Raw genomic sequence first — 25411 nt, forward strand, 5'->3', positions numbered from 1 at the left:
AGAGGAGGGACCGGGTCAGGCGCCCCCGGCCTTGAGGGCCGCCAGCCGCGCCTCGACCTCGAGGGCGTCGGAGTCGGCGTCGAGCTCCTCGAACTGCGCGTCGATCGACGACGCCGCCAGCTCGGCCCGCCCGGCAGCGCGGGCCTCCTCGCGGCGCACCTTCTCCTCGAAGCGCGAGACCTCGCTCGTGGGGTCCATGAGGTCGATGCCCTTCACCGCGTCGTGCATGCGGTTCTGGGCCTCGGCGACCTTGGCGCGGGACGCCAGCTGGTCGCGCTTGGTGCGCAGGTCGGCGAGCTTGCCGCGCATGCCGTCGAGGCCCTTCTTGAGCTTCTCGACGACCTCGGTCTGCGCCGCGATCTGCGGCTCGAAGCCGCGCAGCTCGGACTCCGCGGCCATCTGCCGCTGGAGCGCCACCTTCGCGAGGGTGTCGAAGCGGTCGGCCTCCGCGGCGGACCCGGACGCGCGCAGGTCGTCGGCGCGCCGGCTCGCGGCGAGGGCCTTGCCGCCCCACTCCGACGCCGTCTGCCGCGCCTCGGCCGCGTCCGCCTCGAGCAGGCGGAGGTTGCCGATGGTCTGCGCGACGGCGTCCTCGGCCTCCCGGATGCTCGCCGTGTAGTCGCGGACCATCTGGTCGAGCATGACCTCGGGGTCCTCCGCGGCGTCCAGCGCCGCGTTGAGGTTGGCCCGGACCAGCTGCCCGACCCGTCCGAGCAGGGACTGCTGCGCCATCGTCGATCGTCCTCTCGTCGTCACCGGTGCTGCGGCGCCGCGCGGCGCCGTGCCGGTGTGAGCCTGCCACGACGCCGCGCCCGGCGTCGGTCGTCGAGCGAGGGCAGTCACCCGGGGCGGAGAGGGGCTACGAAGTCCGCACCAGGGGCACTCCCGGACGGAGAGGGGCTACGTAGTCCGCCCCTGAGGGCCCTTCGGGCGCAGAAGGGCGACGAAGTCCGTCAACGGTGGCTCGGGTCGGACGCCTCAGAAGCGCCCGCCGCCGCCCGAGCCGCCGAAGCCGCCGCCGCCGAAGCCCCCGCCGCCGCCCGAGCCGCCGAAGCCCCCGCCCCCGCCGAAGCCGCCACCGCCGCCGAAGCCCCCTCCGCCGAAGCCACCACCGCCGCGGTGCCCGCCGCCGCCGCGGTGCCCGCCGCCGGTGAGGACGGCGCCGAGGATGCCGCCGAGCACGGCCGCCTCCACCGAGGAGCCCCGCCGGCCGCCGTACCCGCCCCCGTCGAAGGGGCCGCGGCGGTCGAGGTCGTCGTGCGCGCTGCGCTGGGCGCGCTCGGCCAGCGCGTCGGCGCGGCGCGCCTCGGCGAGCGCGGTCACGGGGTCGTCGTCCGCGGCCCGCTCGGCGCGGTCGAGGGCGCGCTCGGCGTCGCGCAGCAGGGCGCGGGCCTCCTGGCCGACGCCGCCGCGGCGCACCGCGACGACGTCGCGGGCCGCGGCGACCTCGGCGCGCGCGGCGACGAGCGCGTGGTCGAGTCCCGAGCGCGCGCGCTGCGCCCGGGCCCGGCGCTCGCGCACCGACGCGAGGGCGGCGTCGAGGGCCTCGTCCGCCTCCTCGAGGCGGCGCAGCGCCGTCAGGGGGTCCTGGCGCCCGGGCTGCTGGGCGGCCTCCGCCTCGGCGACGGCGGCGCGGGCCCGCGCGAGCAGCGGGGACAGCTCGCGGGCGTCACCCCCGGCGTCGAGCAGCGCCTGCGCCTCGGCGAGGTCCTGCTCGGTCTCCGCGCGGGCGTCGGCCAGGTGCCGCTCGGCCTCCTCGAGCTCGCGCCCCCGGGCGCCGACGGCGTCGAGCAGCCGGCGGGCGCGCGTCGTGGCCTGGTCGGCGGCGCGGGCGGCGAGGGCGGCGCGACCCGTGTCGCCGGCGGCGACGGCCGCCCGCCCCTCCTCGACCTCGTCCTCGGCGAGGTCGATCGAGGCGCCCGCGTCCTCCGGGGCGGTGCGCACCGCCGCGACGGCGGCGTCGGCGTACGCGCGGTGGAGGGCGGCGAGGCGCTCGTGCTCCTGCGCCACCCGCGGCCGCAGGGCGGCGACGTCGTCGGCGCGCGCGTCGAGCACGGCGCCGGCGCGGCGGCCGAGGTCGCGCAGCGCGTCGAAGGCCCCGGCCTGCTCGTCCAGCGCGGCGTCCGCCCGGCCGCAGCGCTCGAGCACCTCGGCCAGCGCCGCGCGCCGGCCCGCCTCGTCGACCTCGACGCGGTCGCCGCCCTCCCCCTCGCCGTCGGCGCGGCGCCGGGCGGCGAAGGCGGCGGCCAGGTCCTCGCGGGCCCCGGCGAGGGCGCGCTCGAAGGGGACGACGGCCTCGTCGCCGAACTCCGCCCGCGCGAACTCCACCTCGTCCGCCGACGCCATGACCGCGTCGTCGACGGCGACGAGCGCCGAGCCCGCCCGCCGCTCGAGGTCGGGGAGGGGCTCGACCGGCGCCGGGGCCGGCGCGGCGGCGCGGCGGCGCGCCCGGTCCGAGCGCTGCTCGCGGCGCCCGCGCACCAGGGCGACGACCACGGCGACGGCGACGCCGACGAGCAGGAGCACCACGAGGACCGCGAGGCCGGGCACGCCGCCCGACCCGCCGTCGGACCCGGCGCCGCCCCCCGCCCCCGAACCGTCGCTGCCGCCCGCCGAGGACGCGAGCGCGTCGGCGTAGGCCTCGACGGCACCCGCCCAGTCGTCCTGCGCCAGCCGGCTCTCGGCGGCGGCGTTCGCGGCGGGGGCGTCGACGTCCGCGTCGACGACGCTGCCGTACGCGCGGTCGCCCTTCGCCACCGCGAGGACGCCGTCGCCGTCGCCGAGCTGGGAGAGGTCACCGGTCTGCTGGGCCCACTCCTGGCCGCCCAGGCCGTCGAAGCTGTCGACGAAGACGACGAAGAGCTGGACGCCGGTCTCGGCGCGCAGGTCGGCCAGGGCCTGCTCCACCTGCTGCTCGTCGCCGGCCAGCGCGCCCACCTGGTCGGTGACCTGCTCGTCGAGCCGCAGCGGCGCGACGGCCGACGCCGGCGGTGCCCCGACGACGAGGAGGAGGGGCGCGAGCACGGCCAGCAGCACCCCCAGCACGACCGCCGGGGCGGACCGGGGCGCCGCGACCCCCCGGACGCTCACCGCCCGGCCCGCCCGCCCGCCCAGGCGCTCGTCCGCCAGGCGTCGGGGGAGGGCACCAGGACGCCGAGCCGGTCCGCCGGGTCGTCCCAGCGCGACCCGGTCGGCCCCTCGGGGGGCGGGGCGTGCGCGGCGGCGAGCCGGGCGGCGACGACGGCGACGAGGGCGGCCAGCTCGACGTCGTCCGGCGCGCCGCGGACCACCCGCAGCACCGGGGCGCCGGGCCCCTGGCCCTCGACGGCCCCGTCGCCCCCGCCGGCTCCCTCGGGCGTCCTGCTCACAGCGGGATGTTCCCGTGCTTCTTGGCGGGGAGCTGCTCGCGCTTGCCCCGCAGCGCCCGCAGCGCCTTGACCACCTCGGCGCGCGTGCGCGACGGTGGGATGACGGCGTCGACGTAGCCGCGCTCCGCCGCGATGTAGGGGTTGGCGAGCGTGTCCTCGTACTCGGCGACGAGGTCCGCGCGCAGCGCCTCGACGTCGTCGCCGGCCTCCGCGGCCTCCTTCAGGCGACCCCGGTGGAGGATGTTGGCCGCCCCCTGCGCGCCCATGACGGCGATCTGCGCCGTCGGCCACGCCAGGTTGACGTCGGCGCCGAGGTGCTTGGAGGCCATGACGTCGTAGGCGCCGCCGTAGGCCTTGCGCGTGATGACGGTGACGAGCGGCACCGTCGCCTCGGCGTAGGCGTAGATGAGCTTGGCGCCGCGCCGGATGATGCCGTTCCACTCCTGGTCGGTGCCGGGGAGGAAGCCGGGGACGTCGACGAGCGTGAGCACGGGCACGTTGAACGCGTCGCACGTGCGCACGAAGCGGGCGGCCTTCTCGCTCGCGTCGATGTCGAGGCACCCGGCCAGCTGCATCGGCTGGTTCGCGACGACGCCGACCGACCGGCCCTCGACCCGGCCGAAGCCGCAGATGACGTTGGGCGCGAAGAGCTCGGAGACCTCGAGGAAGTCGCCGTCGTCGAGCAGGTGCTCGACCACGCGGTGCATGTCGTAGGGCGCGGACGCCGCGTCGGGCACCAGCTCGTCGAGCTCGAGGTCCTCGTCCGTCGTCTCGAGGCCGCGGGGGTCCTCGGGCGCGACGACCGGCGCCTCGGAGAGGTTGTTGCTCGGCAGGTGCGCCAGGAGGTCCTTGACGTAGGCGATGGCCGCGTCCTCGTCCTCGGCGAGGTGGTGCGCGCTGCCGCTGCGCGCGTTGTGCGTGCGCGCGCCGCCCAGCTCCTCCATCGTCACGTCCTCGCCCGTGACGGTGCGGATGACTTCCGGGCCCGTGATGAACATCTGCGACGTGCCGTCGACCATGACGGTGAAGTCGGTGAGGGCGGGGGAGTAGACGTGCCCGCCGGCGGCCGCGCCGAGGATCACCGAGACCTGCGGGACGACGCCGGACAGGTGCGCGTTGCGGCGGAAGATCTCGCCGTAGAGCCCGAGGGACACGACGCCCTCCTGGATCCGGGCGCCGCCGCCCTCGACGAGGCCGACGACGGGGCAGCCCGTCTTCAGCGCGAGGTCGAGCACCTTGACGATCTTCTCGCCGTACACCTCGCCGAGGGACCCGCCGAAGACGGTGACGTCCTGGCTGAAGACGGCGACCGGGCGGCCGTCGACGGTGCCGTAGCCGGTGACGACGCCGTCGCCCGGCGGCCGGCGGCGCTCCTGCCCGAACTGCGTCGAGCGGTGGCGGGCGAGGGCGTCGAGCTCGGTGAAGGAGTCCTCGTCGAGCAGCGCCTCGAGGCGCTCGCGCGCCGTCCCCTTGCCGCGGGAGTGCTGGCGCTCGACCATCCGCGCCGAGCCCGCGTGCACGGCCTCGTCGGTGCGGGCGGCGAGGTCGGCGATCTTCGCCGCGGTGGTGTGCGGCGCGTCGTCGCGGCCGGGGGCGGCGCCGCTCTCGTCGGCTGCTGCGGGCATGGGGAGGGCCTCCGGGGGACGGGCGGCGCCGCGGCGTCCTCGGCCGGCGGCTCGGTCGGTGGTCTCGGCGCTCGGTCCTCGGCGGCGCCCCTGCGGGGAGGTCTGAGCGCGACGGTCGGCGACTCTAGTGCGCCTACGCTGCCGGGGTGAGCAGCGCCGGGCCCTGGGCGGACCTCGCCCGCCCGCCGCTGCGGGGGGCGGCGCTGCGGTCCGCCCTCGTGCGCCCGGCCGGGCCGCTCGGCCGGCTCGAGGTCGAGGCGGCCCTCGACTCGACGAGCACCGCGCTCGCCGAGCGCGCCCGCGCTGAGCCCGGCGCCTGGCCCGACCTCTCGGTGCTCGTGGCCGAGCACCAGGTGCAGGGACGGGGGCGGCGCGGCCGCACCTTCACCACCGCCCCGCGCGCGGCCCTCACCGCCTCCGTCCTCCTGCGCGCGCCCGCCGGCTCCGCCCCCTCCCTGCCGTGGCTGCCGCTGCTCACGGGCCTCGCCGTCGTCGAGGTGCTGCGTCGGCGCGCCGGGCTGCAGGCCGTGCTCAAGTGGCCCAACGACGTGCTGGTGCCCCCTCCGCCGCGCCCTCCGGCCGCAGCCACCGCCGGACCCGCCTCCGCGGGGCCCGCGAAGGTCTGCGGCGTGCTCGCCGAGGTGCTGCCGCCCGGTGCCGGGGCGCCGGACGAGGGCCCCGTCGTCGTCGTGGGGGTCGGGATCAACGTCGACGCCCGGGCGGACGAGCTGCCCGCCGCGGGCGCCACCTCGCTGCGCCTCGCCGGCGCCGCGACCACCGACCGGGACGTGCTGCTGCGGGCGCTCCTGCGCCGCCTCGCCCACCACTGGGAGCGCTGGGGCGCCGCGGCGGCCGGGGGCGGCCCGCTGCCCGCCGGCCTCACCGACCCCGTCCGCGAGGTCTGCTCCACGCTGGGCGAGCGCGTGAGGGTCGAGCTGCCGGGCGGTGCGGCGCTCGAGGGCGTGGCCGAGTCGCTGGACGCCTCGGGGGCGCTCGTCGTCCGCACGGCGGACGGGCCGCGCGCCGTCACGGCCGGCGACGTCGTGCACCTGCGCCCGGGCGACGGCGCCCCTGCGCCCGACGGCGGGCGCAGGTGAGCGGGGCCGCCCCCGCGCCCCGACCCGGACCGGACGCCCGTCCCGGCGACGGCGCGGGGGCCGGGCCGGTCGGGTCCGACGCGCTCGCCCGGGCGGCCCTGGCCGCGGAGCGGGCGCTGCTGGGCGGGGAGCCCTCGCTGTCGCGTCGCGAGGTGGCGACCGCCGCGGGGGTGCGGCTGCGGGACGCGCGGGCGCTCTGGCGGGCGCTGGGCCTGCCGAACGTCGAGTCCTCCGTGCCGGCCTTCACGCAGACCGACGTCGACGCGCTGGCGCAGGTGACCCGCCTCGTCGAGGACGTCCGGCTCGGCGAGGAGCGGGCGCTGGAGCTGGCGCGGGCCATCGGGCGGACGATGGACCGGCTGGCGTCCTGGCAGGTCCAGCTGCTGCTGGAGGAGACCGGCAGCGCCGACGAGGTGCCCGCCCGGCTGCAGGAGGTGGTCGAGGACCTGCGCCCGCTGCTGGACTACACGTGGCGCCGCCACCTCGCGCACGCGCTCGACCAGCTGGCCGCCGACCGGCTCGCCCGCGACCCGGCCATGACGGTGCAGCGCACGGTCGGCTTCGCCGACATCGTCGCGTTCACGAGCGTGGCCCGGCGGGTCTCCGAGACCGAGCTCGGCCGGCTCGTCCACCGCTTCGAGGTGACCGCGGCCGACGTCGTGGCGCGCCACGGCGGCCGGGTCATCACGATGGTCGGCGACGAGGTGCTCTTCGCCTGCGCCCCGGGGGCGGCGCCGGCCGGCATCGCCCTCGACCTCGCGGAGGCCATGGACGAGGACCCCGACCTCCCGCGCGTGCGGGTCGGGCTCGCCACCGGGCGGGTCGTCGCGCGGCTCGGCGACCTCTTCGGCACGCCCGTCAACCGCGCCTCCCGGCTCACGGCGATCGCCCGGCCCGGCACGGTCCTCCTCGACGGCCCCACCGCCCACCCCCTGGTCGGCACGCCGGGGCTGGACCTGCGGCCGCTGAGGGAGCGCGAGCTGCGCGGGCTGGGTCCCGTGCGCCCCTGGCTCCTGCGCCGCTCACCGGCGGGGGCGGGCACCGGCTCGGGCGCGGACCCGGAGGGGGCGGCGTCGCCGTCCGACGACGAGGCGCTCTGGCGCCTCGAGGGCCTCGGCGGGCCCTGAGGAGCCCTCAGCCGCGGCCCTCGCGCCGGGGCAGGCGGCGGACGAGGTCGAGGACGGCCCACCAGGTCACGCGGACGACGGCCTCGCCGACGATGGCGGGGCCCATCTTGGAGCGGCCGGCGGCGCGCTCGACGAAGGTGATGGGCACCTCGACGACCCGTGCCCCCTGGCGCACCGCGCGGAGCGTCGTCTCCACCTGGAAGCAGTAGCCCGTGGAGCGCATGCCCGCGACGCCCACGCGCTCGAGCAGCTCCGCGCGGAAGGCGCGGAAGCCCGCCGTGGCGTCGCGCACCCCGAGGCGCAGCGCCGCGCGGATGTAGGCGTTGCCCCCGCGGGAGAGCAGCTGACGGCGGCGCGGCCAGCCCCGCGTGCCGCCCCCGCGCACGTACCGCGAGCCGATCGCGAGGTCGGCGCCGCCCGGACCGACGGCGTCGAGGAGGGCCGGCAGGCGGTCGGCCGGGTGGGACAGGTCCGCGTCCATCTCGACGACGACGTCGTACCCGCGCTCCCGGGCCCAGGCGAAACCGGCGCGGTACGCGGCGCCGAGCCCGTCCTTGCCCGCGCGGCGCAGCAGGTGCACCCGCGGCTCGGGCCGGGCGGCGACGAGGTCGCCGCTGCCGTCGGGGCTCGCGTCGTCGACGACGAGGACGTCCGCGCCCGGCGCGGAGGCGAGGACGGCGTCGAGGAGCCTTCCGAGCGTGGCGGCCTCGTCGTAGACGGGCACCACGACGACGGCCCTCACGCGACGGCCCTCACGCGGCGCTGCCCGGCTCGGCCCCGCCGCGCCCGGGCCCCGGGCGGTGGAGCCCCGGCCGGTGGAGCTCCGGCCGGTGCGGCCCCGGCACGAGCAGGGCCTCCGACGGCGGGAAGGGCGGCGGCCGGTGCCCCGGGACGTCGCGGAAGACGAGCGCCCGGTAGGCGACGAAGCGGAAGGCCGTGCCGAGGACGAGGCCCACGCCGTTGGCGGACACGTTGTCCGCCAGCACGCTGGTGAGCCCGAGGACGTAGTGCGAGACGGCGAGGCACGCCAGCGCGATGCCGGTGCCGCCGGCGTTCACGGCCAGGAAGAGGAGGAGCTCGCGCCGGGTGGAGCCCGTGGTGCGGTGGCCCCAGGTCCACCACCGGTTGCCGAGCCACGTGACCGCCGTCGCGACGACGGTCGAGACGACCTTGGCGGTGAGGGGCCGGTCCTCGAGCAGCCCGAGGGCCGAGGTCCGCAGGAGGGTGAAGACGCCGACGTCGACGACGAAGCCGGCGCCGCCGACGAGGAGGAAGCGCCACACCTCCTCGCCCACGTGGCGCGGGCGGCGGCGCAGCGCGCTCCGCCGGCGGCCTCCCGCCGCGGCCCGGTCTCCTGACGCCACCGCTCTCGTCCCCTCCGGCCCGCACCCTCGACACCCCGCACGCCCCGGTGCGCGCGGCCGGGCAGCGGCCGTGGCCCGAACCTACCTGCGCCTCCCGGAGGCTCCGGACCGCCCGGTGCGGCGGTGAGCCGGCCCGGAGGGGTGAGGAGACGGGTGAGGGAACGGGTGAGGAGACGGCGTGAGGAGGACGCGTCCGCCGTCGGTAGCCTCCGCGCGTGCGCCCCTCCTGCTGCCGTCCGCACCGCCGGTCCCCGCGCGGGCCCGCCCGCCGGGGCCGTCGGTCCGCCGGGGCCCGCCCGTGAGCGCCGCGGCGACCTCCGCCGACGCCGCCCCGGCGGCGGCCGGGGCCCGCACGGGCGCGGGCCCGGGCTTCCCCGTCGTCGCGGTCGTCGGCGGCGGGCAGCTGGCGCGGATGATGCAGCCGGCCGCCGTCGAGCTCGGCGTCGGCCTGCGGGTCCTCGCGACCTCCGCGGCGGAGAGCGCCGCGCTCGCCGTCCCCGACGTGCGCCTGGGCGCCCACACCGACCTCGCCGCGCTGCGGGCCGTCGCGGACGGCGCGGCGGCGCTGACCTTCGACCACGAGCACGTGCCGACCGAGCACCTGCGCGCCCTCGAGGCCGACGGGGTCGCCGTGCGCCCGGGGCCGGCCGCGCTCGTGCACGCCCAGGACAAGCTGGTCATGCGCCGCCGCCTCACCGACCTGGGCGTCCCGTGCCCGCGGTGGGCGCCCGTCGACGACGTCGACGCGCTCGTGGCCTTCGGCGACGGCGGGGACGACGGCGAGGGGGGCTGGCCGGTCGTCCTCAAGACCCCGCGCGGCGGCTACGACGGCAAGGGGGTGCGCGTCCTCGACGACGCGGCCGCCGCCCGGGCCGCGCAGGACTGGTTCGACGCCGCCGACGGCCCCCTGCTCGTCGAGGAGGCCGTCCCCTTCGTCCGCGAGCTCGCCGTCCTCGTCGCCCGCAGCCCCAGCGGGCAGGCGTCGGCGTGGCCCGTCGTCGAGACGGTCCAGGTCGGCGGCGTCTGCAGCGAGGTGACCGCCCCGGCACCGGGTCTCGACGAGGACCTCGCCGCGGAGGTCGTCGGGACGGCGCTGCGCGTCGCCGGCGAGCTCGGCGTCACCGGCGTGCTCGCCGTCGAGTGCTTCGAGACCGCGGACGGGCGGGTCCTCGTCAACGAGCTCGCCATGCGGCCCCACAACTCGGGCCACTGGACGCAGGACGGCGCCGCGACGTCGCAGTTCGAGCAGCACCTGCGGGCGGTGCTCGACCTGCCGCTGGGCTCGCCGCGCGCGCGGGCCCGCTGGACGGTGATGGCCAACGTCCTCGGCTCCTCCCGCGCGGACCGCGCGGCGGAGGACCCGGAGGCGATGTACCGCTCCTACCTGCACGTCATGGCGCGCGACCCGGAGGTCAAGGTGCACCTGTACGGCAAGGGCCCGCGCCCCGGGCGCAAGCTCGGGCACGTCACCGCCTGGGGCGACGACCTCGAGGACGTGCGCGCCCGGGCGCGGCACGCCGCCGCCTTCGTCGCGGGGGACATCGATGAGTGAGGGCCCGCTCGGCGCCGTCGTCGGCGACGGAGACCCGCTCGTCGGCGTCGTCATGGGCTCGGAATCCGACTGGCGCGTCATGGAGGCCGTCTCGACCGCCCTGTCCGAGTTCGCCGTCCCGCACGCCGTGGACGTCGTCTCCGCCCACCGGATGCCCGAGCGGATGGTCGACTACGGCCGCTCCGCCGCCGACCGGGGGCTGCGGGTCCTCGTGGCCGGCGCCGGGGGAGCGGCGCACCTGCCGGGGATGCTGGCGGCGCTGACGCCGCTGCCCGTCGTGGGGGTGCCGGTGCCGCTGGCCCACCTCGACGGCATGGACTCGCTGCTGTCCATCGTGCAGATGCCGGCGGGCGTGCCCGTGGCCACGGTCTCCGTCGGCGGTGCGCGCAACGCCGGGCTCCTCGCCGTCCGCGTCCTGGCGGCGGGCGGCGACGAGCGCGGGGCCGACCTGCGCGCGCGGATGGCGCGCTTCCAGGACGAGCTGCGCGCCGCCGCCGAGGCGAAGGGCGCCGCGCTGCGGGAGCGGGTCGCGGGCGCCTGAGGACGTCCGGCCGCGGCCGCCTCAGACGAGGCCGAGCCGCGGCGCCTCGATCGCCGGGCAGGCGTCCATGACGACGTCGAGCCCGGCCGCGCGGGCGCGAGCCGCGGCGTCCTCGTCGACGACGCCGAGCTGCATCCACACCGCGTGCGCTCCGAGGCGGATGGCCTCGTCGACGACCGCGCCGACGCGCGAGCTGTTGACGAAGCAGTCGACGACGTCGAGCGGGCCGTGGCGGTCGGCCGTGGCGAGGTCGGGGAAGCCGTGCTCGCCGTGGACGTCGACCGCCCGCGGGTGCACCGGCACGACCTCGGCGCCGAGCCGCTCCTGGAGGAAGCGCGCGACGCCGTACGCCGGCCGGTCGGTGTTGTCGGACAGCCCGACGACCGCCCACCGGCCGGGCTCGGTGAGCAGGCGGCGGACGACGTCGGGGTCGTTGGTGTGCGACGTGGAGGTCATGCCGCCATGGTGCGTCGCCGACGGCGTCGTCGGCGTCCCGGAGGGGCTGTGGACGGACGGTCCTCGGGTGCCGAGCGCGCCCTACCCTCGGCGCATGGTGCCCACGTCGCTCCTCGTCACCGCGATGATCGGCGGCTTCGCCGTCGCGCTGACCGCCGTGCTCGCCGTCGTGGGGGTGCTCGGGAGCCGGCTGACGGACCTGCGTGCCGACATGACCGGGCGCTTCGACGGCGTGGACCGCCGCTTCGACGGCGTCGACCGTCGCGTCGAGCGGCTGGAGGAGCGCGTGGGGGGCGTCGAGGAGCAGATGACGGCGGTGCGCGCGTCGCTCGGGGCCGTCGACGCGCGGCTGACGACGCTGGAGCGCTGACGGCCCCGGCACGGCTCAGCCGCCGAGCGCAGCCGCCTGGGCGTCCGCGATGGCCCGGACCGCCTCGGTGTCGTCCGCGCGCAGCGCCGACCACAGGGCGTCCGCCTGCTCCTCGTCCCAGTCCACGACCTGCCCGGAGTTGGTGACCCGGTCCGTCGCCGCCACGGGCACGGTCATCGACACGCCGTCCGCCGACGAGGCGGCCCGCATGCCGCGGGCGAAGGTGACGAGGTCGCCCAGGCCCGTGGACTCGTCGACCGTGAGGGCGGAGCCGCCGGCCGCTGCGGTGGGGAAGGCGCGGAAGGGGTTGAGCAGGAGCCCCGGCGAGGTGCCCTCGGCGGCGATAGCCGCCATGAGCTGGCGCTGGCGGTCACCGCGCCCGAGGTCGCCGCGGGGGTCCTCGTACCGGGTGCGGGCGTAGCCCAGGGCCGTGTCGCCGTCCATGACCTGGCACCCCGCCGCGATGTCCAGGCGCGCCTTCGGGTCCTCGATCGCGGTCTCGGGGCACATCTCGACCCCGCCGACGGCGTCGACGATGTCGGCGAAGCCCGTGAAGCCCGTCTCGACGTAGTCGTCGACGTGCAGGCCGGTGGCCAGCTCGACGGTGTCGACGAGCAGGGGAGCGCCGCCGAGCGAGAAGGCGGCGTTGATCTTCGTCTCGTAGTAGCCGGGGACCTCGACGTAGGAGTCGCGGGGGATGCTGACGAGGACGCTGGGGCCGCCCCCGTCCGGGACGTGCAGCAGCAGGATGGAGTCGGTCCGGGCGCCCGGTGCGTCCCCGCCGATCGTCGTGCCCTCGCGGCTGTCGGACCCCACGAGCAGGTACGTGTCCCCGGGCGTGTCCTCCACGGCGGACGCACCGAGGGCGTCGACGCGCTGCAGGGCTCCCAGGGCCGTCAGCCCCAGCGCCACCGGGTAGGCGACGAGCGCGGCCGCCACGAGGACGGCGAGCAGGACGCCGGCGCGGCGGCGACGGACGCGGGAGGAGGGCCGACGGCGGCCGTACGTCGTCCCGGTCGGAGCCGCGGCCCGGCCGACGGGGTGGCGCCCCGCGCGGTCGGCCTCCGCGACGGGCGGCAGCGGCGGCTCGGGCGCGCGGTCACGCACGGCGCCGGCCGGGCGGGGCGAGGAGGGCGGGGGCAGCTGCTGGCGCCGCTCACCGGCGTCGGGCCGCCGCAGGCGGGGCCGGGCGCGGTAGGTCGTCGACGGGCCCCAGCGCGGCTCCTCGGTCTCCGCGGCGGGGCCCCGCCGGCGGTCGGGCTGGCTGGGCATGCGCGGGAGGATACGGGCGCCGGCCGGGGGCTCCCTGAGCGCGCGCACGGCGCGTCGCGGGCTCGGCCACCACCCGACGCGGGAGATGACCGAGCGTCACGCGATTACGGTCGTCACCGGGAGCGCAGGGCCTCCAGGTGCTCGGCGACCTGCTCGACGGTGGGCAGCAGGCCCTGCTCGCGCGCCTCGGCGAGCGTCGGCGCCGCGGTGTCCTTCTCCGACAGCAGCGGCTCGAGCGGGCGGCCGTCGCGGTCCTGCGTCGGCCACGCGACGGCCAGGTCGGGGTCGCGCGGGTCGACGCCGTGCTCGCGACCGGGGGAGTAGCCCTCCGAGCACAGGTAGACGACCGTGCTGCCCTCGGCCAGCGACATGAAGGCGTGGCCGAGCCCCTCCGCGAGGTAGACGGCGCAGCGGTCGACGTCGTCGAGGAGCACCGAGCGCCACTGCCCGAAGGTGGGCGACCCGACGCGGATGTCGACGACGACGTCGAGCACCGCCCCCGCGGGGCAGAAGACGTACTTGGCCTGTCCCGGGGGGACGTCCGCGAAGTGGATCCCCCGGACGACGCCGGCGGCCGAGACGCTGCAGTTCGCCTGCGCGAGCCGCAGCGGGTGCCCCCTCTGCTCGGCGAAGGCGGTCTCGGTGAACCACTCCATGAAGACGCCTCGGGCGTCGCGGTGCTGGGTCGGGCGCACGACGAAGGCGCCCTCGATGTCCAGGGGTTCGACGGGCATGGGGAGAGACTAGGTTGCGAGGTCGACCACCGACGGCGGCCGGGACGACGCCTCGCGTGTCGTCAGAGGCGGTACGTGGGGCTGGTCGCCCCCCAGGCGCTGGGCATGTCCGCAGTCACCACCCGCATGGCGGTGCCGCGCGGGAGGCGGACGTCAACGGCGACGTCGCCGGAGCGGTCGCTGGTCGTGCTGGCGACCCACTGCCAGCTCCGACCGTCGAACCGCTGGACGACGACGGGTCGGCCCGACCACGGCACCATGCTGCCTCGGACGCTGTGGTAGACGCGCAGGGAGGCAGTCAGTCGTGTGATGTCACCGCGCCGGGTGCCGCGGAGCCCGGCGAGCGAGTGGGCGCGGACGTCCACTGGCGTCGAGGTTTCGGCGAAGGCGCACGAGCCGTCCGAGCTGCGCCAGGCGGACGTCTTCCACTGCATGAGCCCCCAGTGCGGGAGGGCTCGGGCCTCCAGTACGACGCGCGCTCGCTGGATGTCGACCCGGCGAGCGATAGGGCCGGTGCTGGAACCTCGAGCGGCAGCACGACCACCTCGACCGATCAAGGAGACTTGGGTCCCGTCCACCGCCGCGCTCGTCGTCGTCGCCACCTCGTACACGCTCACGGGTGCTCCGACCCTCACGCGCTCCGGGGCGTCCGTGCGGTTGATCGTCATAGCCGCAGCCGCGGCTGCAGCTCGGTCACTCGCCGCGGCGGGGGCGCCTTGGCCGTGCGCTGCGGCCGCGCCACCTGTGAGGACGAGGCCAGCGAGCGTCGTGCTCACCACTGCGCTTGCGAGACGGGACTTCATCGATGTGCTCCCCACGCTGGACTGGTTCATCTCAGCCGTGTCATCGGACCACCTGTGCCGAGACGGAGTGCTTCGCTGACGGTGTCCGGTGGGCTCACTCGTCCGGCCGAGGAGCGATCGAGGGCTTATGCACCGCCTCCCTCGTCGACGGACTGACAAGATGACCGGATGACCACGCGTTGGGCCGTCGTCGGTGCCTCGGGGATGCTGGGTAGGGAGGTCGTCCGCTCCTTGCGGACCATGGGGGAGGAGGTCGTCGCCCTGTCGAGGGCCGACCTGGACGTCACAGACGTAGACGCCAGCCGTCAACTGCTCAAGGGGAACGACGTCATCATCAACGCGAGCGCGTGGACAGCCGTCGATGACGCCGAGCGCGCCGAGGCGGCGGCCTTCTCAGTCAACGCGATCGGAGCCCGGAACCTCGCAGCTGCCGCGTCGTCGACAGGCGCTCGCCTCGTCCATGTCTCCACCGACTACGTCTTCGACGGGCGCGCACGGGATCCGTACGCCGAGGCTGCACCGACCGCGCCGCGCTCCGCCTACGGGCGCACCAAACTGGCCGGCGAGTGGGCGGTCGCCGCCACATGTCCCGACCACTTGATCGTCCGCACCGCCTGGCTGTACGGGGACGGCAGGTGCTTCCCCCGCACGATCGCGCGACTGCTCGGGCAGCGGGAGACGGTGTCGGTCGTCGAGGACCAGCACGGCCAACCGACCTGGACGCGAGACGTCGGAGATCTCCTGGTCCGGTTGGTCGTCGCTGGCGCTCCGAGCGGCGTCTACCACGGCACCGCCTCCGGGAGGGGCACGTGGCGGGACCTCGCGCAGGAGGTCGCCCGGTCGATCGGCGCGGACCCCGAGCGGGTTCTCCCCACGACGTCCGACAACTTCCCGACGCCGGCCGAGCGGCCGGCGTGGAGCGTCCTGGGGCACCGGGCGCTCCTCGCGAGCGGGATCGAGCCCATCCCCGACTGGCGTGAGCGCTGGCGGCTCGCGGCGGGCGAGGTGCTGGCGCTGAGCGAGGCGTAGCCCCGCCGTCCCGACGACGGGCAGACGTCGGGACGGCGGGCGCGGTGGATCAGGCGGTGACCGCCGGCGAGGTCCGACTGAAGACCTTCGGGGTCTCCCAGGTGGTGACCCGGAAGCTGGCGCGGCCCGGGGACCGCGTGGGGACGTCGACGCATCCACCGCGGCCGGTCGTCGTGGTCGCGAGGTACTGCCAGGACCGTCCATCGCCGTCGAGCTTCTGCACCGTGACGCGGTGGCCGGCCCAGGCGACGAAGGCGTCCCGCATCCCGTTGTACTGGGTGGCGCACGCGGTGAGCTGCACCGTGGTGCCTGACCTCTTCGCCGTCAGTCTCGCTCGGGAGCCGTACTTGAGCACCGTGCTGTCGTAGACCGACTCGCTGGTCTCGCCGTCGCGGGTCCGGTAGACGCCTGGGGGCATCTCGCCCAGGACCAGCCACGACGAGACCGTCTCGTCGTCCTGGGGGAAGTACTCGAGGAAGTCGTCGAAGCCGTCGGGGCCGTAGATGTCGAAAGCCGCGTACTCGGGTGCGCAGGTGTCGACGAGGGGGACGTCGACGACCTGCCACTCGCGGTCGATGCTCACCCGTGCCGGCAGGTCCGCCTTCGTCGTGCACGACTGCGGCTCGGCGCTGGCGGGGACAGGCACCAGGACGATGCTCGCGGCGCTCAACGCAGCGACGACGGTCTTCGCTGCTCGGGTTCTGGCCATGTCGGTGGTTCTCCTCGGCAGGGCGCCGGCCGTCACGCTGCGGCCGCCGCAGCGGTGCCTCCGGGTGCCCGGACGCGCTGCCGAGCGTGGGCCGTGGGGGCCCGCGTCCGGGAGCGTTGCGACGGGACGCCACTCGATCGGAGCAACCCCGCGGCAGTGACGTCGTCCGGTCCTCACCCGGGTCTCGACGGCCGCATCCGCCGGTCCCACCGGCGGCCACCCTCCCTGCACACCCGACCGAGGCGTCGGGCAGCCCTTCGATCCGGAGGATGCGCCCACGGCGAGGGGCCCCTACCGTGCCGGCGCGGTCCAGCGCTGGCGCAGGACGCAGGTCAGACCCCCGCCAGGCCGATCTTCGCCTTCAGCGCCATCACGCGGCCGGCCGAGGCCCGCACGAGCCCCTGGAAGGTGCTGCTCCGTCGCGCGGCTGCCAGGAGGGCGTCCCGCATCTCCGGGAGGTCGCGCGTCGAGAGGGTGAGGAGCAGGTCCCCTCCTGCTTCGACGAACTGCACCGCGCGGTCCGCGGGCGGGAGGTACCTGACGGCGGCGGCGTTGCCGAGATCGTCCGACATGACGACGCCGCGGAAGCCGACCCCCCCGGCGTAGGAGGTCTCTGACGACGACGCTCGAGCGGAAGGCCTGGCGGCCAGGGTCGATGCGCGAGTAGATGGCACTGGAGACCATGATCGTGCCTGCACCGGCCAGGACGGGGGCGAACCACGGGGAGAGGGTCGACGAGCTCTTCTCGGTCACGTCGTCCGTGGCGAGGTACGTGGTGTCCGTGTTGGCCGACGTCCGCCCCAGCCCGGGGAAGTGCTTGAGCACCGACTGCATGCCCGCGCTCCGGGCCCCTCGCACCCAGGCCGCAGAGGCGGCTGCGACGCTCTGCCCGGTGGAGCCGAACTGGCGGTCGTACCGACCGATCGGGGGGTTGGACGACCGCCGGTCGTACGGTACGACGTCCGTCACGGGGGCGAGGTTGGTGGTGAAGCCGCTCCGGCGCAGCTGGCGGCTCCAGACAGCAGCGCGCCGCTCGATCTCCCCGAGCGGCTCGCGCCCTTGCCGCAGCGCGCTGGGGATGTCGGAGATGCCGGGCCCCCGCAGGCCCTGCACCGCGCCCCCCTCCTGGTCGAGGGCGATGAACGAGCCGACTCCGCCCGTCGCGGCCGCCGTGGTCTGCTGCTGGACCCTCGCGTTGTCGGACGCCAGGGCGGCTGATCCGTCGTCGCACCGGCCCGCCCAGAAGATCGTGCCAACGCCGTACCGGGCGATGAGGTCGGACGCGGTCCCGACGTCGCGGAAGGGGACGCCGACGGCGAGCATCTGACCGACGAGGTGGGGGAGATCCAGGCGGTCGGCCACGCTCGCCGCCGCCTCGACGGGGGCCGCGGACGTGGCGGCCAGGACCGGGAGGGCCATCACCTGCCTGCGCGTAAGGGTCTCTCTACGACGTTACGGCCGGTCGCGGGCCCCGGCCAGGACGGGCCGGGTGGCGGTGGGCTGCGCCTCGGCAGGGAGCCCCTAGGCTCCGGCGGTGCAACCGCCGTCCCGCGTCCTGCTCGTCAGCTCCAACGGCTCGGGGATGGGGCACCTGACCCGGCTCGTCGCCATGGGGCGGCGCGCCTCCCCCGGGACGGACGTCCACGTGCTGTCGATGTCGTCCGCGGTCCCGCTCGCCGCCGGGGACCTCCCGTACCAGTACGTCCCGAGCGCCGACGACCTCGGCATCAGGCCGCGCCGCTGGAACCCCGTGCTGCGCCGCCGCCTCGGCGAGGCGGTCGAGCGCCTGCGCCCGTCGGTGCTCGTCTTCGACGGCACGTACCCGTACCGGGCCGTCGCGGAGATGGGCGAGCGGTACCCGCGCGTGCGCCGCGTGTGGTCGCGCCGGCCCATGTGGAGGCCGGGGCTCGGGGCGGCTCAGCTGCGCCTGTCCCGTCGCTTCGACCTCGTGCTCGAGCCGGGGGAGCTGGCCGCGCGCTTGGACAGCGGGCTCACCGCGTCGCGCGGCGACGCCCTGCCGGTGCGCCCGATCACCCTCCTGGACCCGCCGGACCTCCTCGACGCCCGAGCGGCGAGGCGGGCGCTCGACCTCGAGCAGGGCGTCCCAACGGCCCTCGTCACGCTGGGTGCGGGTGGCTGGCAGGACGTCGACACGGACCTGGGGAGGGTCGTCAGCGGGCTGCGCCGACAGGTACCCGACGTCCAGGTGTGCCTCGTCCGGCCCTCCATCGCCCGGTCGGACGCCGACCCGGGGGAGGGCGTGCGCTCGGTGAGCGCCTACCCGCTGAGCCGGTACCTGCGGGCCTTCGACCTCGTCGTGACCGCCGCCGGCTACAACACCTTCCACGAGACGGTGGCCTTCGCCCGGGCCGGCGCCTTCGTGGGGGTGCGGGCCCAGCTCGACGACCAGCCCCGCCGGGCCCGGTGGGCCGAGGAGGAGGGCGTGGGCGTGGACCTCCACCCGCAGGAGCCCGCGTCCCTCGAGCGCGCCGCGAGGCTGCTCGCCGACACGGGAGCGCGCGCGAGCGCCGAGGGACGGTGCCGGATGCTCTGGCCCGGCAACGGCGCCGCTGAGGCGATGGCCGTCGTGGAGGCCCTGGGCGCCGGTGCGGCGGTCGGGGAGCTGGGGGCCGTTCGCGACGCGGTCCGCGCCGCAGCGGCGGAGGGGGTGGCGTGAGCGCGGTCGCGGTCGTCCGGGCCCACGTCGGTCGCGCCCTGGACCCCGTCGTCGCCGCCCTCGCCCGGCTCGGCGGCGGGGCGCCGCCCGGCCTCCGCCGGGGTGCCGGGGCGGCCCCGGCGGACGTGGCGGTCGTCGTCGTGCACCTGCGCGCGGGCGCCGAGGAGGACGCCGACGGCGTGCTCGCGGCCGTCACCGCGGCGCGGCGCGCGGGCGAGACCTTCACGCCCGTGCTGCTGCTCGAGCGCCCGGCCCTGGCGCCCTACCGGCGGGCGGGGTACGCCGTCGAGCTCGTCGGCCCCCAGGGGGTGGCCGCCGCGCGCGAGGAGGCGGTGAGGACCTACGCGGCCGTGGCCGTGGTCGAGGTGTCACCGTGCGACGTCGAGAGTCCCGGCGACCTCGTTGACAGACTGCTGGGCTCGGTGCCCCCGCCCTCGACGGGGCCGGTGGCCGCCGTGCGGCGCGCCGCCAGGGCGGTGGAGCGGCTGCTGCCCTGACGGCACAGCCGGCCGGCGCCGACCCGGACGGCGGGCGGACCTCAGCGGCGGCCCTCCAGCAGTCCCAGGAGGTACTCCCCGTACCCGCTCTTGCGCAAGGGCTCCGCCAGCGCGGCCAGCCGCGCGTCGTCGATCCAGCCCTCGCGCCAGGCGATCTCCTCGATGCACCCGATCTTGTAGCCCTGGCGCGCCTCGACGACCTGGACGAACTCCGAGGCCGCCATCATGTCGTCGACGGTCCCGGTGTCGAGCCACGCCGTCCCCCGCTCCAGCACGGAGACGGTGAGGTCGCCGCGCCGCAGGTAGGCGTCGTTGACGGCGGTGATCTCCAGCTCGCCGCGGGCGCTCGGCCGGATGGCGCCGGCGATGCCCACGACGTCCGCGTCGTAGAAGTACAGGCCGGGGACCGCGAACGAGCTCTTGGGCTCCTGCGGCTTCTCCTCGAGGGACAGCACGTGCCCGTCCTCGGCGAACTCGACGACGCCGTAGGCCCGGGGGTTGCTCACGTGGTAGGCGAAGACGTGCCCGCCGCGGACGTCCGTGAGGCGCTTGAGCGCCGTGCCGAGGCCCGTGCCGTAGAAGATGTTGTCGCCCAGGACGAGGGCCACGGGCTGGTCGCCGATGAAGTCGGCGCCGATGAGGAAGGCCTGGGCGAGGCCCTCCGGCCTCGGCTGGACCGCGTAGGAGATCTCCATGCCGAGCTCCGAGCCGTCTCCGAGGAGGCGGCGGAAGGAGTCGGAGTCCTCCGGCGTCGTGATGACGAGCACCTCGCGGATCCCCGCCATCATCAGCGTGGACAGCGGGTAGTAGATCATCGGCTTGTCGAACACCGGCATCAGCTGCTTGCTGATGGCGCGGGTGATGGGCCACAGGCGCGTGCCGGTGCCGCCGGCCAGGATGATCCCTCGCATGGTCGCGGACGCTACCGTGGCGCCCGCCATGAGCCAGGACGACACCGCCGCCGCGCCCGGCACCCCGGCGCCCCCGGTCTCCGTCGTCATGACGGTGCTCGACGAGGCGCGCCACCTCGAGGAGAGCGTGCGCTGCTCGCTGGGCCAGGAGTACGACGGCGAGCTGGAGGTCGTCGTGGCCGTCGGTCGAAGCGCCGACGGGACGCGCGAGGTCGCCGACCGGCTCGCGGCCTCCTCCGGGGGCCGTGTCGTCGTCGTCGACAACCCCGACCCGCGCGGCGCCACGCCCGCCGGCCTGAACGCCGCCGTGGCGGCCGCGCGGCACGACGTCCTCGTCCGCGTCGACGGCCACTCGATGCTGCCGCCGGGGTACGTGGCCACGGCTGTCGAGGCGCTGGTGGCCACGGGAGCCGACAACGTCGGAGGCCTGATGGCCGCCGAGGGGAGCACGCCCTTCGAGCGCGTCGTCGCCCGCGCCATGACGACGAAGCTCGGCGTCGGCAGCGCCCCCTTCCACACGGGGGGCTCCGCGGGACCGGCCGACTCGGTCTACCTGGGCGTCTTCCGCCGGGACGCGCTCGAGCGTGTCGGCGGCTACGACGAGCACTACCTGCGCGCCCAGGACTGGGAGCTCAACCACCGGCTGCGCGCCACGGGCGGCCTCGTGTGGTTCGACCCGCGGCTCGAGGTGGCCTACCGCCCCCGGTCGACGCCCGAGGCCCTGGCGCGGCAGTACTTCCACTACGGCCGGTGGCGCCGCGCCATCGTGCGGCGTGACGCCAGCACCGTGTCGCCGCGCTACCTCGCCCCGCCCGCCGCCGTCCTCGGAGCGGGGGCCGGTGCGCTCGTCGGGCTGCGGTGGCGTCCGGCGCTGCTCCTCCCGGGCGGGTACGTCGCCCTGCTCCTGGCCGGCGGGGCCGCCTTCGGGGCCGGCCTCGGGCTGCGCGGCCGGCTCGCCCTGGCCGGCGTCTACGGGCTCATGCACGGGGCGTGGGGGCTCGGGTTCCTCACGAGCCCTCGTGCGCTCGCCCGTCCGGACGCGCCGACCGGCTGACGTCGCTCGGGCTCCCTCCGCGACGGGTGTCCGCCCAGACCCGGAGCTGCTCCGCGAGCCGGCGCCCGTCGCGTCGCCAGTCGAGCTCCTCGAGCGCGTACCGACGTCCCGCGGTCGCGAGAGCGCGCCGCCGACCTGCGTCGTCCCGGAGCGCGCGCACCGCGGCCGCGGCGGCGGGGACGTCCTCGAAGGGCACGACAAGGCCAGCGCCGGCCGCCTCGACGAGCTCGACCGCCGCTCGGTTGGGCGTCGTGACGACGGGGAGCCCGTGCGCCATGTACTCCATGAGCTTCGTGGGTCGCGAGTGCGCGTAGTTCGGCTCGTCGTGCAGCAGCGAGAGGCCGGCGAGGGCACCGGCCAGGCCGGCGAGGGCCTCGTCGTTCGGCACGAACCCCCGCCAGCGGACGTGACCGGCCTCGTGCGCCGCGCGCAGTGCGTCGCGGACGTCGCCGTCGGCCGGCCCGACGACTTCCACCTCCAACTCGCCGGCGAGCTCGCGGCCGAGGGCCACGAGCTCCAGGCCGCCGCGAGCGCGGGTGACCCGACCGAGGTAGACGACGCGGTCCGCCCCGGGGGCGGGCACGTCGTCCAGCGGCACGAGGACGCTGTTGGGCACGACCGGGTGCGGCCGGCGGAAGCGGTCGGCGTACCCGGTCTCCGCCAGCGTGAGGTGCAGGTGCCGCTCGGCCGCGCGCTCGGCCGCCCGCACGGCGGCGGGCAGCGCCCGCCGGGCCGGACCGGGCAGCCACGCCTTCATCGACAGGGCGGCTGCGGTGTCCTCGTGGACGTCCCAGACCACGGCGGCCGAGCGAGTGGCCCGAGCGCCTGCGACAGCGGCGAGCAGCTCGGGGTCGTGGACGAGCACGACGTCGTGGCGCGGCGCCTCCCGGCGCAGGAGCGCCGTCGCGGCGCGCAGGGCGGCCAGCCGGCGGCGGCCGACCGCCCGCGGCAGGTCGAGCGGGCGCACCCCGGGCGGCGGCGTGCGGTCGTAGGCGGTGAACGGCGCCGCGTAGGTGACGGCGCACCCCGCGTCGAGCAGGGAGAGGAGCTGGCGGTGCCGGATCCGGGCGTCCTCCGGGTCGTGCACGACCGTGACGACGAGGACGCGCAAGCCGTCCGCCGGAGGCACGGCGCTCACCTGACGGACGCCTCGTAGGCCGCGACCACGTCGAGCACCGGGCCGTCCGCGCGCAGCTCGCCGTGGTCGATCCAGATGCCGCGCGTGCACGTCTCCTTGATGGTCCCCATGGAGTGGCTGACGAGGAAGACGGTGCCGGCCTCGGCGCGGAGCTCGCGGATCCGCTCCTCGCTCCGGCGGCGGAAGGCCGCGTCGCCGACCGCCAGCGCCTCGTCGACGAGCAGCACGCGGTGGGTGGCGGAGGCGGCGATGGCGAAGCGCAGCCGGGCGCCCATGCCGGCCGAGTACGTCTTCATCGGCAGGTCGACGGCCTCGCCGATGCCGGCGAATTCGACGATCTCCTGGTAGCGGCCGCGGATCTCCTCCGGCGACATCCCCAGCGCGAGGCCGCCGAGGATGACGTTGCGCTCGCCCGAGAGCTCGTTGATGAGCGCTGCGTTGACGCCGAGGAGGGCGGGGCGTCCGTCCGCGTAGACGGTGCCGCGGGTGGGCGTCGTCAGCCCGGCGATGGCGCGCAGCAGCGTGCTCTTGCCCGACCCGTTGTGGCCGATGACGCCGATGCTCTCGCCCTCGTGGGCCGTGAAGGAGACCCCCTTGAGCGCGTGGACGGTCCGCGCCTGGCGGAGCGAGGGGGCGCGCCGCAGCAGCTTGCGCTCGGACGTCGCGCGCTTGCCCGCGGCGTAGACGGTGTAGTCGACGTGGACGTCGTCGACGACGACGGTGGGCCGCGCCTCGGCCGGGGCGGCGGGGGAGGTCTGCGGCTCACTCACGGCCGTAGGCCTCCTCCGCGCGCCAGAAGAAGACGGCGCCCCCCACGAGAGCGACGACGGCCCAGCCGATCCCCAGCGCCCACAGGTGCCACCCGGCCTCCACCTCCGTGAGCAGCCCGGTGCGGACGAGCGTGATGTAGACCTGCACGGGGTTGACCTTGGCGACGGCCTCGGCGGCCGGGGGCAGCCCCACGCGCTCGATGGAGTAGAAGAGCCCGCTGATGTAGAAGAGCAGCCGCGTGACGAAGGGCAGCAGCTGCGCGACGTCGCGCACGTGCAGCGTCGCTCGGGCGGCGACGAAGGCGACGCCCTGGCAGAACATCGTCATGAGCACGAGCGCGGGCACGACGAGCAGCCAGCGCCACGTCAGCGGCTCTCCGAAGACCAGCGCCACGACGGCGGCCATGCCCATCATGGGCGCCAGCGCGTAGACCTGCTGGAGCACGACCGAGACGGGCAGCACGGCCCGCGGGAAGTGCATCGTCCGCACGAGGCCGAGGTTGCTGGTGATGGCCTTGGACCCGTCGTTGAGGCACCCGGCGAAGTACTGGAAGACGAAGATGCCGATGACGAGGAAGGGCACGAAGTTGTCCGGGCGGGTGCTGCTGGCGAGCAGGAGCCCGAAGACGACGCCGTAGACGACCGCGTTGAGCAGAGGCCGCACGAGGACCCAGCCGAGGCCCAGGCGGTTCTCCTCGTTCTGCCCGCGGAAGCGGGAGCGGCTGAGCTCGAGGAGGAAGTGCCTGCGCTGCCAGAGCTCCCGCCCGTACTCGACGAGCGCGGGGCGGCGGCCCAGCCGCTCGAGGCCCGCCTCGGCCGCGAACCGCGCCGCCGGGCTCGGCGACGTCTCGCCCGCGCTCACAGCCGCACCACACCCTCGGCCGGCTCGAGGAGCCCGCGGGTGTCGAGCACGACCGCAGCGCTCGAGCGCAGGGCGGCGACGTCGAGGTCGCGGTGGGCCTGCAGGAGCACGGCGACGTCGGCCGCCGGCCCGCCGAGCGTGTCGCGGCGGCGGACCTCGACGCCGTCGACGACGAACCGCGGTGCCAGGGCGTCGTGCTGCTCGAGGTCCGCCCCCAGCTCGCGCAGAGCCCTCGCGACGCCGAAGGCGGGGGACTCGCGCTGGTCGCTGACTCCTGCCTTGTACGTCGTCCCGACGAGGAGGACGCGCGCGCCGCGGACGGCGAGGGATCGGTCGTTGAGCAGGTCCTGCACCCGACGGGCCACGTAGGCGGGCATCGACTGGTTGATCTCCTGGGCCAGCTCGACGGAGCGGAACGGGTACCCGAGCCGGGCTCGCACCGTGTGGCTGAGGTAGGTGGGGTCGATGGGGATGCAGTGCCCGCCGACGCCGGGTCCGGGCCGGAACGCCTGGAAGCCGAAGGGCTTGGTGGAGGCGCAGCGCACGACGTCCCAGATGTCGATGCCGAGGTCGTGGCAGAACTTGGCGGTCTCGTTGACGAGCGCGATGTTGACGTGCCGGTAGGTGTTCTCGAGCAGCTTGGACATCTCGGCCTCGCGCGTGGAGCGCGCCGGCACCACCTCGTCGACGAGCCGGGCGTAGAGCGCCTCGGCGCGGCGGGAGCACGCGGGAGTCGCGCCCCCGACGACCTTCGGCGTGTTGCGGAAGCCGTGGACGGCGTTGCCCGGGTCGATGCGCTCGGGGGAGAAGGCCAGGTGGACGTCCTCGCCGACCACCAGGCCGCTCGCCTCGAGGGCCGGACGGACCAGCTCCTCCGTCGTCCCCGGGGACACGGTGGACTCGAGGACGACGAGCTGGCCGGGCCGCAGCGCGGCCGCCACGGCGTCGACCGCGCCGCGCACCGCCCGGAGGTCGGGGCCGCCCTCGTCCGACAGCGGCGTGGGGACGCAGACGACGACGGCGTCCGCGTCGCCGAGACGGGCGGCGTCCGTCGTGGGCTCGAGGCCGGCGGCCAGTGCGGCGGCGACGTCCGCGTCCGAGACGTCGTCGACGTGGGAGCGCCCGGCGGCGAGGCCGCGGACCACCGCCTCGTCGACGTCGAGGCCGAGCACGCGCAGACCGCTGCGCGCGGCCTCGCGCACGAGGGGGAGCCCTACGTAGCCGAGGCCGATGACGGCCAGGTCGAAGGTCACGGCAGTCCTCTCGGCGGCGGGGCCCGGCAGGCGGTGGTGGCGCTCGCCCTCCCGGGCAGTCCGGAAGTGTGCCACCCGACGCCCTGGGGGCCGTGCACGCCGGGCCGCCCGGTCGCGGCACCTAGCATGCCGACCCGTCGACCCCCGCCCCCCTCGTCGGCCCGAGGAGCACACCCAGTGGCCCTGCAGCGCCCCCGTCCCC

26 protein-coding genes and 1 pseudogene are annotated in these 25411 nt (G+C 76.5%); 9 read left to right on the top strand and 18 right to left on the bottom strand.

Features of this window, described 5'->3' with window-relative positions; genetic code table 11:
• Positions 1–15 precede the first annotated feature (15 nt).
• The 4 genes from Q0789_RS08560 to Q0789_RS08575 form a co-directional block, all read right to left on the bottom strand.
• Complete coding sequence (locus tag Q0789_RS08560) at positions 16–732, bottom strand: PspA/IM30 family protein (RefSeq protein WP_298804203.1); 717 nt, start codon at positions 730–732, stop codon at positions 16–18.
• Positions 733–978: 246 nt separating this feature from the next.
• Positions 979–3090 (bottom strand): TPM domain-containing protein, encoded by a 2112-nt coding sequence (locus tag Q0789_RS08565; RefSeq protein ID WP_298804205.1) that lies wholly within the window; start codon positions 3088–3090, stop codon positions 979–981.
• The gene (locus Q0789_RS08570) at positions 3087–3368 is read right to left on the bottom strand and encodes an acyl-CoA carboxylase epsilon subunit (RefSeq protein ID WP_298804207.1); all 282 of its coding nucleotides are present in this window, start codon (positions 3366–3368) and stop codon (positions 3087–3089) included. Before Q0789_RS08570 ends, Q0789_RS08565 begins: the two co-directional genes overlap by 4 nt.
• Positions 3365–4993, bottom strand: coding sequence for an acyl-CoA carboxylase subunit beta (locus Q0789_RS08575; protein WP_298804210.1), 1629 nt, complete (start codon positions 4991–4993; stop codon positions 3365–3367). Before Q0789_RS08575 ends, Q0789_RS08570 begins: the two co-directional genes overlap by 4 nt.
• A gap of 146 nt (positions 4994–5139) precedes the next feature.
• Between Q0789_RS08575 and Q0789_RS08580 the strand changes: the two genes are divergently transcribed.
• Positions 5140–6090 (top strand): biotin--[acetyl-CoA-carboxylase] ligase, encoded by a 951-nt coding sequence (locus tag Q0789_RS08580; protein ID WP_298804211.1) that lies wholly within the window; start codon positions 5140–5142, stop codon positions 6088–6090.
• The gene (locus Q0789_RS08585) at positions 6087–7217 is read left to right on the top strand and encodes an adenylate/guanylate cyclase domain-containing protein (protein ID WP_298804212.1); all 1131 of its coding nucleotides are present in this window, start codon (positions 6087–6089) and stop codon (positions 7215–7217) included. Before Q0789_RS08580 ends, Q0789_RS08585 begins: the two co-directional genes overlap by 4 nt.
• A 7-nt stretch (positions 7218–7224) precedes the next feature.
• Here Q0789_RS08585 and Q0789_RS08590 read toward each other — a convergent pair whose 3' ends face one another.
• Both Q0789_RS08590 and Q0789_RS08595 read right to left on the bottom strand, forming a co-directional pair.
• The gene (locus Q0789_RS08590) at positions 7225–7959 is read right to left on the bottom strand and encodes a polyprenol monophosphomannose synthase (protein ID WP_298804213.1); all 735 of its coding nucleotides are present in this window, start codon (positions 7957–7959) and stop codon (positions 7225–7227) included.
• Between the two features lie 10 nt (positions 7960–7969).
• On the bottom strand, positions 7970–8581 hold the full coding sequence (locus Q0789_RS08595; protein ID WP_298804214.1) for a GtrA family protein: 612 nt from the start codon (positions 8579–8581) through the stop codon (positions 7970–7972).
• A gap of 412 nt (positions 8582–8993) precedes the next feature.
• On the opposite strand from Q0789_RS08595, the gene Q0789_RS08600 reads away from it, so the two are divergent.
• Both Q0789_RS08600 and purE read left to right on the top strand, forming a co-directional pair.
• Positions 8994–10133, top strand: a complete 1140-nt coding sequence (locus Q0789_RS08600) for a 5-(carboxyamino)imidazole ribonucleotide synthase (protein ID WP_366917694.1) — start codon at positions 8994–8996, stop codon at positions 10131–10133.
• Positions 10126–10674, top strand: coding sequence for a 5-(carboxyamino)imidazole ribonucleotide mutase (purE, locus tag Q0789_RS08605; protein WP_298804216.1), 549 nt, complete (start codon positions 10126–10128; stop codon positions 10672–10674). The genes Q0789_RS08600 and purE overlap by 8 nt, the downstream gene beginning before the upstream one ends.
• A 21-nt stretch (positions 10675–10695) precedes the next feature.
• On the opposite strand, the gene Q0789_RS08610 is transcribed toward purE, so the two are convergent.
• Positions 10696–11130 carry a CoA-binding protein gene (locus Q0789_RS08610; RefSeq protein WP_298804217.1) on the bottom strand — a complete coding sequence of 145 codons (435 nt, stop codon included), beginning with the start codon at positions 11128–11130 and terminating at the stop codon, positions 10696–10698.
• A gap of 94 nt (positions 11131–11224) precedes the next feature.
• On the opposite strand from Q0789_RS08610, the gene Q0789_RS08615 reads away from it, so the two are divergent.
• Positions 11225–11500 (top strand): hypothetical protein, encoded by a 276-nt coding sequence (locus Q0789_RS08615; RefSeq protein ID WP_298804218.1) that lies wholly within the window; start codon positions 11225–11227, stop codon positions 11498–11500.
• A gap of 15 nt (positions 11501–11515) precedes the next feature.
• Here the strand turns inward: Q0789_RS08615 and Q0789_RS08620 are convergent, their stop codons facing one another.
• From Q0789_RS08620 to Q0789_RS08630, 3 genes are all read right to left on the bottom strand, one after another.
• A complete protein-coding gene (locus tag Q0789_RS08620; protein WP_298804219.1) occupies positions 11516–12772 on the bottom strand; it encodes an LCP family protein in 1257 nt (418 codons plus the stop codon).
• 113 nt (positions 12773–12885) lie between these two features.
• Complete coding sequence (gene rfbC, locus Q0789_RS08625; protein WP_298804220.1) at positions 12886–13506, bottom strand: dTDP-4-dehydrorhamnose 3,5-epimerase family protein; 621 nt, start codon at positions 13504–13506, stop codon at positions 12886–12888.
• A gap of 62 nt (positions 13507–13568) precedes the next feature.
• On the bottom strand, positions 13569–13940 hold the full coding sequence (locus Q0789_RS08630; RefSeq protein WP_298804221.1) for a hypothetical protein: 372 nt from the start codon (positions 13938–13940) through the stop codon (positions 13569–13571).
• A 537-nt stretch (positions 13941–14477) separates the two neighbouring features.
• Between Q0789_RS08630 and rfbD the strand changes: the two genes are divergently transcribed.
• Positions 14478–15338, top strand: a complete 861-nt coding sequence (gene rfbD / locus Q0789_RS08635; protein ID WP_298804222.1) for a dTDP-4-dehydrorhamnose reductase — start codon at positions 14478–14480, stop codon at positions 15336–15338.
• A gap of 49 nt (positions 15339–15387) precedes the next feature.
• Here the strand turns inward: rfbD and Q0789_RS08640 are convergent, their stop codons facing one another.
• From Q0789_RS08640 to Q0789_RS16725, 3 genes and pseudogenes are all read right to left on the bottom strand, one after another.
• Complete coding sequence (locus Q0789_RS08640) at positions 15388–15984, bottom strand: hypothetical protein (RefSeq protein ID WP_298804223.1); 597 nt, start codon at positions 15982–15984, stop codon at positions 15388–15390.
• A gap of 395 nt (positions 15985–16379) precedes the next feature.
• Positions 16380–16619 (bottom strand): hypothetical protein, encoded by a 240-nt coding sequence (locus Q0789_RS08645; protein ID WP_366917698.1) that lies wholly within the window; start codon positions 16617–16619, stop codon positions 16380–16382.
• 37 nt (positions 16620–16656) lie between these two features.
• Positions 16657–17466 (bottom strand): annotated as a pseudogene (locus Q0789_RS16725) (glycoside hydrolase family 3 N-terminal domain-containing protein); the annotation flags it as partial.
• Positions 17467–17581: 115 nt separating this feature from the next.
• On the opposite strand from Q0789_RS16725, the gene Q0789_RS08650 reads away from it, so the two are divergent.
• A complete protein-coding gene (locus Q0789_RS08650; protein WP_298804226.1) occupies positions 17582–18724 on the top strand; it encodes a hypothetical protein in 1143 nt (380 codons plus the stop codon).
• Positions 18721–19221 (top strand): hypothetical protein, encoded by a 501-nt coding sequence (locus Q0789_RS08655; RefSeq protein ID WP_298804227.1) that lies wholly within the window; start codon positions 18721–18723, stop codon positions 19219–19221. The genes Q0789_RS08650 and Q0789_RS08655 overlap by 4 nt, the downstream gene beginning before the upstream one ends.
• Positions 19222–19262: 41 nt before the next feature.
• Here Q0789_RS08655 and rfbA read toward each other — a convergent pair whose 3' ends face one another.
• Positions 19263–20132: a glucose-1-phosphate thymidylyltransferase RfbA gene (gene rfbA / locus Q0789_RS08660; RefSeq protein WP_298804229.1), complete on the bottom strand. Its 870-nt coding sequence runs from the start codon at positions 20130–20132 to the stop codon at positions 19263–19265.
• Between the two features lie 28 nt (positions 20133–20160).
• On the opposite strand from rfbA, the gene Q0789_RS08665 reads away from it, so the two are divergent.
• Positions 20161–21186: a glycosyltransferase family 2 protein gene (locus Q0789_RS08665; RefSeq protein WP_298804231.1), complete on the top strand. Its 1026-nt coding sequence runs from the start codon at positions 20161–20163 to the stop codon at positions 21184–21186.
• On the opposite strand, the gene Q0789_RS08670 is transcribed toward Q0789_RS08665, so the two are convergent.
• From Q0789_RS08670 to Q0789_RS08685, 4 genes are read right to left on the bottom strand one after another with little or no spacing between them, the layout of a single operon-like run.
• Positions 21140–22324 (bottom strand): glycosyltransferase family 4 protein, encoded by a 1185-nt coding sequence (locus tag Q0789_RS08670; protein ID WP_298804233.1) that lies wholly within the window; start codon positions 22322–22324, stop codon positions 21140–21142. The two genes, Q0789_RS08665 and Q0789_RS08670, sit on opposite strands and share 47 nt — an antisense overlap.
• Positions 22321–23094, bottom strand: coding sequence for an ABC transporter ATP-binding protein (locus tag Q0789_RS08675; RefSeq protein WP_298804235.1), 774 nt, complete (start codon positions 23092–23094; stop codon positions 22321–22323). The genes Q0789_RS08670 and Q0789_RS08675 overlap by 4 nt, the downstream gene beginning before the upstream one ends.
• Complete coding sequence (locus tag Q0789_RS08680) at positions 23087–23956, bottom strand: ABC transporter permease (protein WP_298804237.1); 870 nt, start codon at positions 23954–23956, stop codon at positions 23087–23089. The genes Q0789_RS08675 and Q0789_RS08680 overlap by 8 nt, the downstream gene beginning before the upstream one ends.
• Positions 23953–25209, bottom strand: a complete 1257-nt coding sequence (locus Q0789_RS08685) for a nucleotide sugar dehydrogenase (protein WP_298804239.1) — start codon at positions 25207–25209, stop codon at positions 23953–23955. The genes Q0789_RS08680 and Q0789_RS08685 overlap by 4 nt, the downstream gene beginning before the upstream one ends.
• Positions 25210–25411: the final 202 nt, after the last annotated feature.

Origin of the sequence: uncultured Pseudokineococcus sp. (assembly GCF_947499845.1) — a bacterium.
GTDB lineage: Bacteria > Actinomycetota > Actinomycetes > Actinomycetales > Quadrisphaeraceae > Pseudokineococcus.

Coding starts and splice junctions, on each gene's coding strand:
- Q0789_RS08610 (WP_298804217.1), bottom strand. CDS start 11,130: ATGACCTCCACGTCGCACACCAACGACCCCGACGTCGTCCGCCGCCTG.
- rfbC (WP_298804220.1), bottom strand. CDS start 13,506: ATGCCCGTCGAACCCCTGGACATCGAGGGCGCCTTCGTCGTGCGCCCG.
- Q0789_RS08620 (WP_298804219.1), bottom strand. CDS start 12,772: ATGCCCAGCCAGCCCGACCGCCGGCGGGGCCCCGCCGCGGAGACCGAG.
- Q0789_RS08645 (WP_366917698.1), bottom strand. CDS start 16,619: ATGTCGGACGATCTCGGCAACGCCGCCGCCGTCAGGTACCTCCCGCCC.
- Q0789_RS08575 (WP_298804210.1), bottom strand. CDS start 4,993: ATGCCCGCAGCAGCCGACGAGAGCGGCGCCGCCCCCGGCCGCGACGAC.
- Q0789_RS08615 (WP_298804218.1), top strand. CDS start 11,225: ATGGTGCCCACGTCGCTCCTCGTCACCGCGATGATCGGCGGCTTCGCC.
- purE (WP_298804216.1), top strand. CDS start 10,126: ATGAGTGAGGGCCCGCTCGGCGCCGTCGTCGGCGACGGAGACCCGCTC.
- Q0789_RS08630 (WP_298804221.1), bottom strand. CDS start 13,940: ATGCAGTGGAAGACGTCCGCCTGGCGCAGCTCGGACGGCTCGTGCGCC.
- rfbA (WP_298804229.1), bottom strand. CDS start 20,132: ATGCGAGGGATCATCCTGGCCGGCGGCACCGGCACGCGCCTGTGGCCC.
- Q0789_RS08560 (WP_298804203.1), bottom strand. CDS start 732: ATGGCGCAGCAGTCCCTGCTCGGACGGGTCGGGCAGCTGGTCCGGGCC.
- Q0789_RS08665 (WP_298804231.1), top strand. CDS start 20,161: ATGAGCCAGGACGACACCGCCGCCGCGCCCGGCACCCCGGCGCCCCCG.
- Q0789_RS08600 (WP_366917694.1), top strand. CDS start 8,994: ATGATGCAGCCGGCCGCCGTCGAGCTCGGCGTCGGCCTGCGGGTCCTC.
- rfbD (WP_298804222.1), top strand. CDS start 14,478: ATGACCACGCGTTGGGCCGTCGTCGGTGCCTCGGGGATGCTGGGTAGG.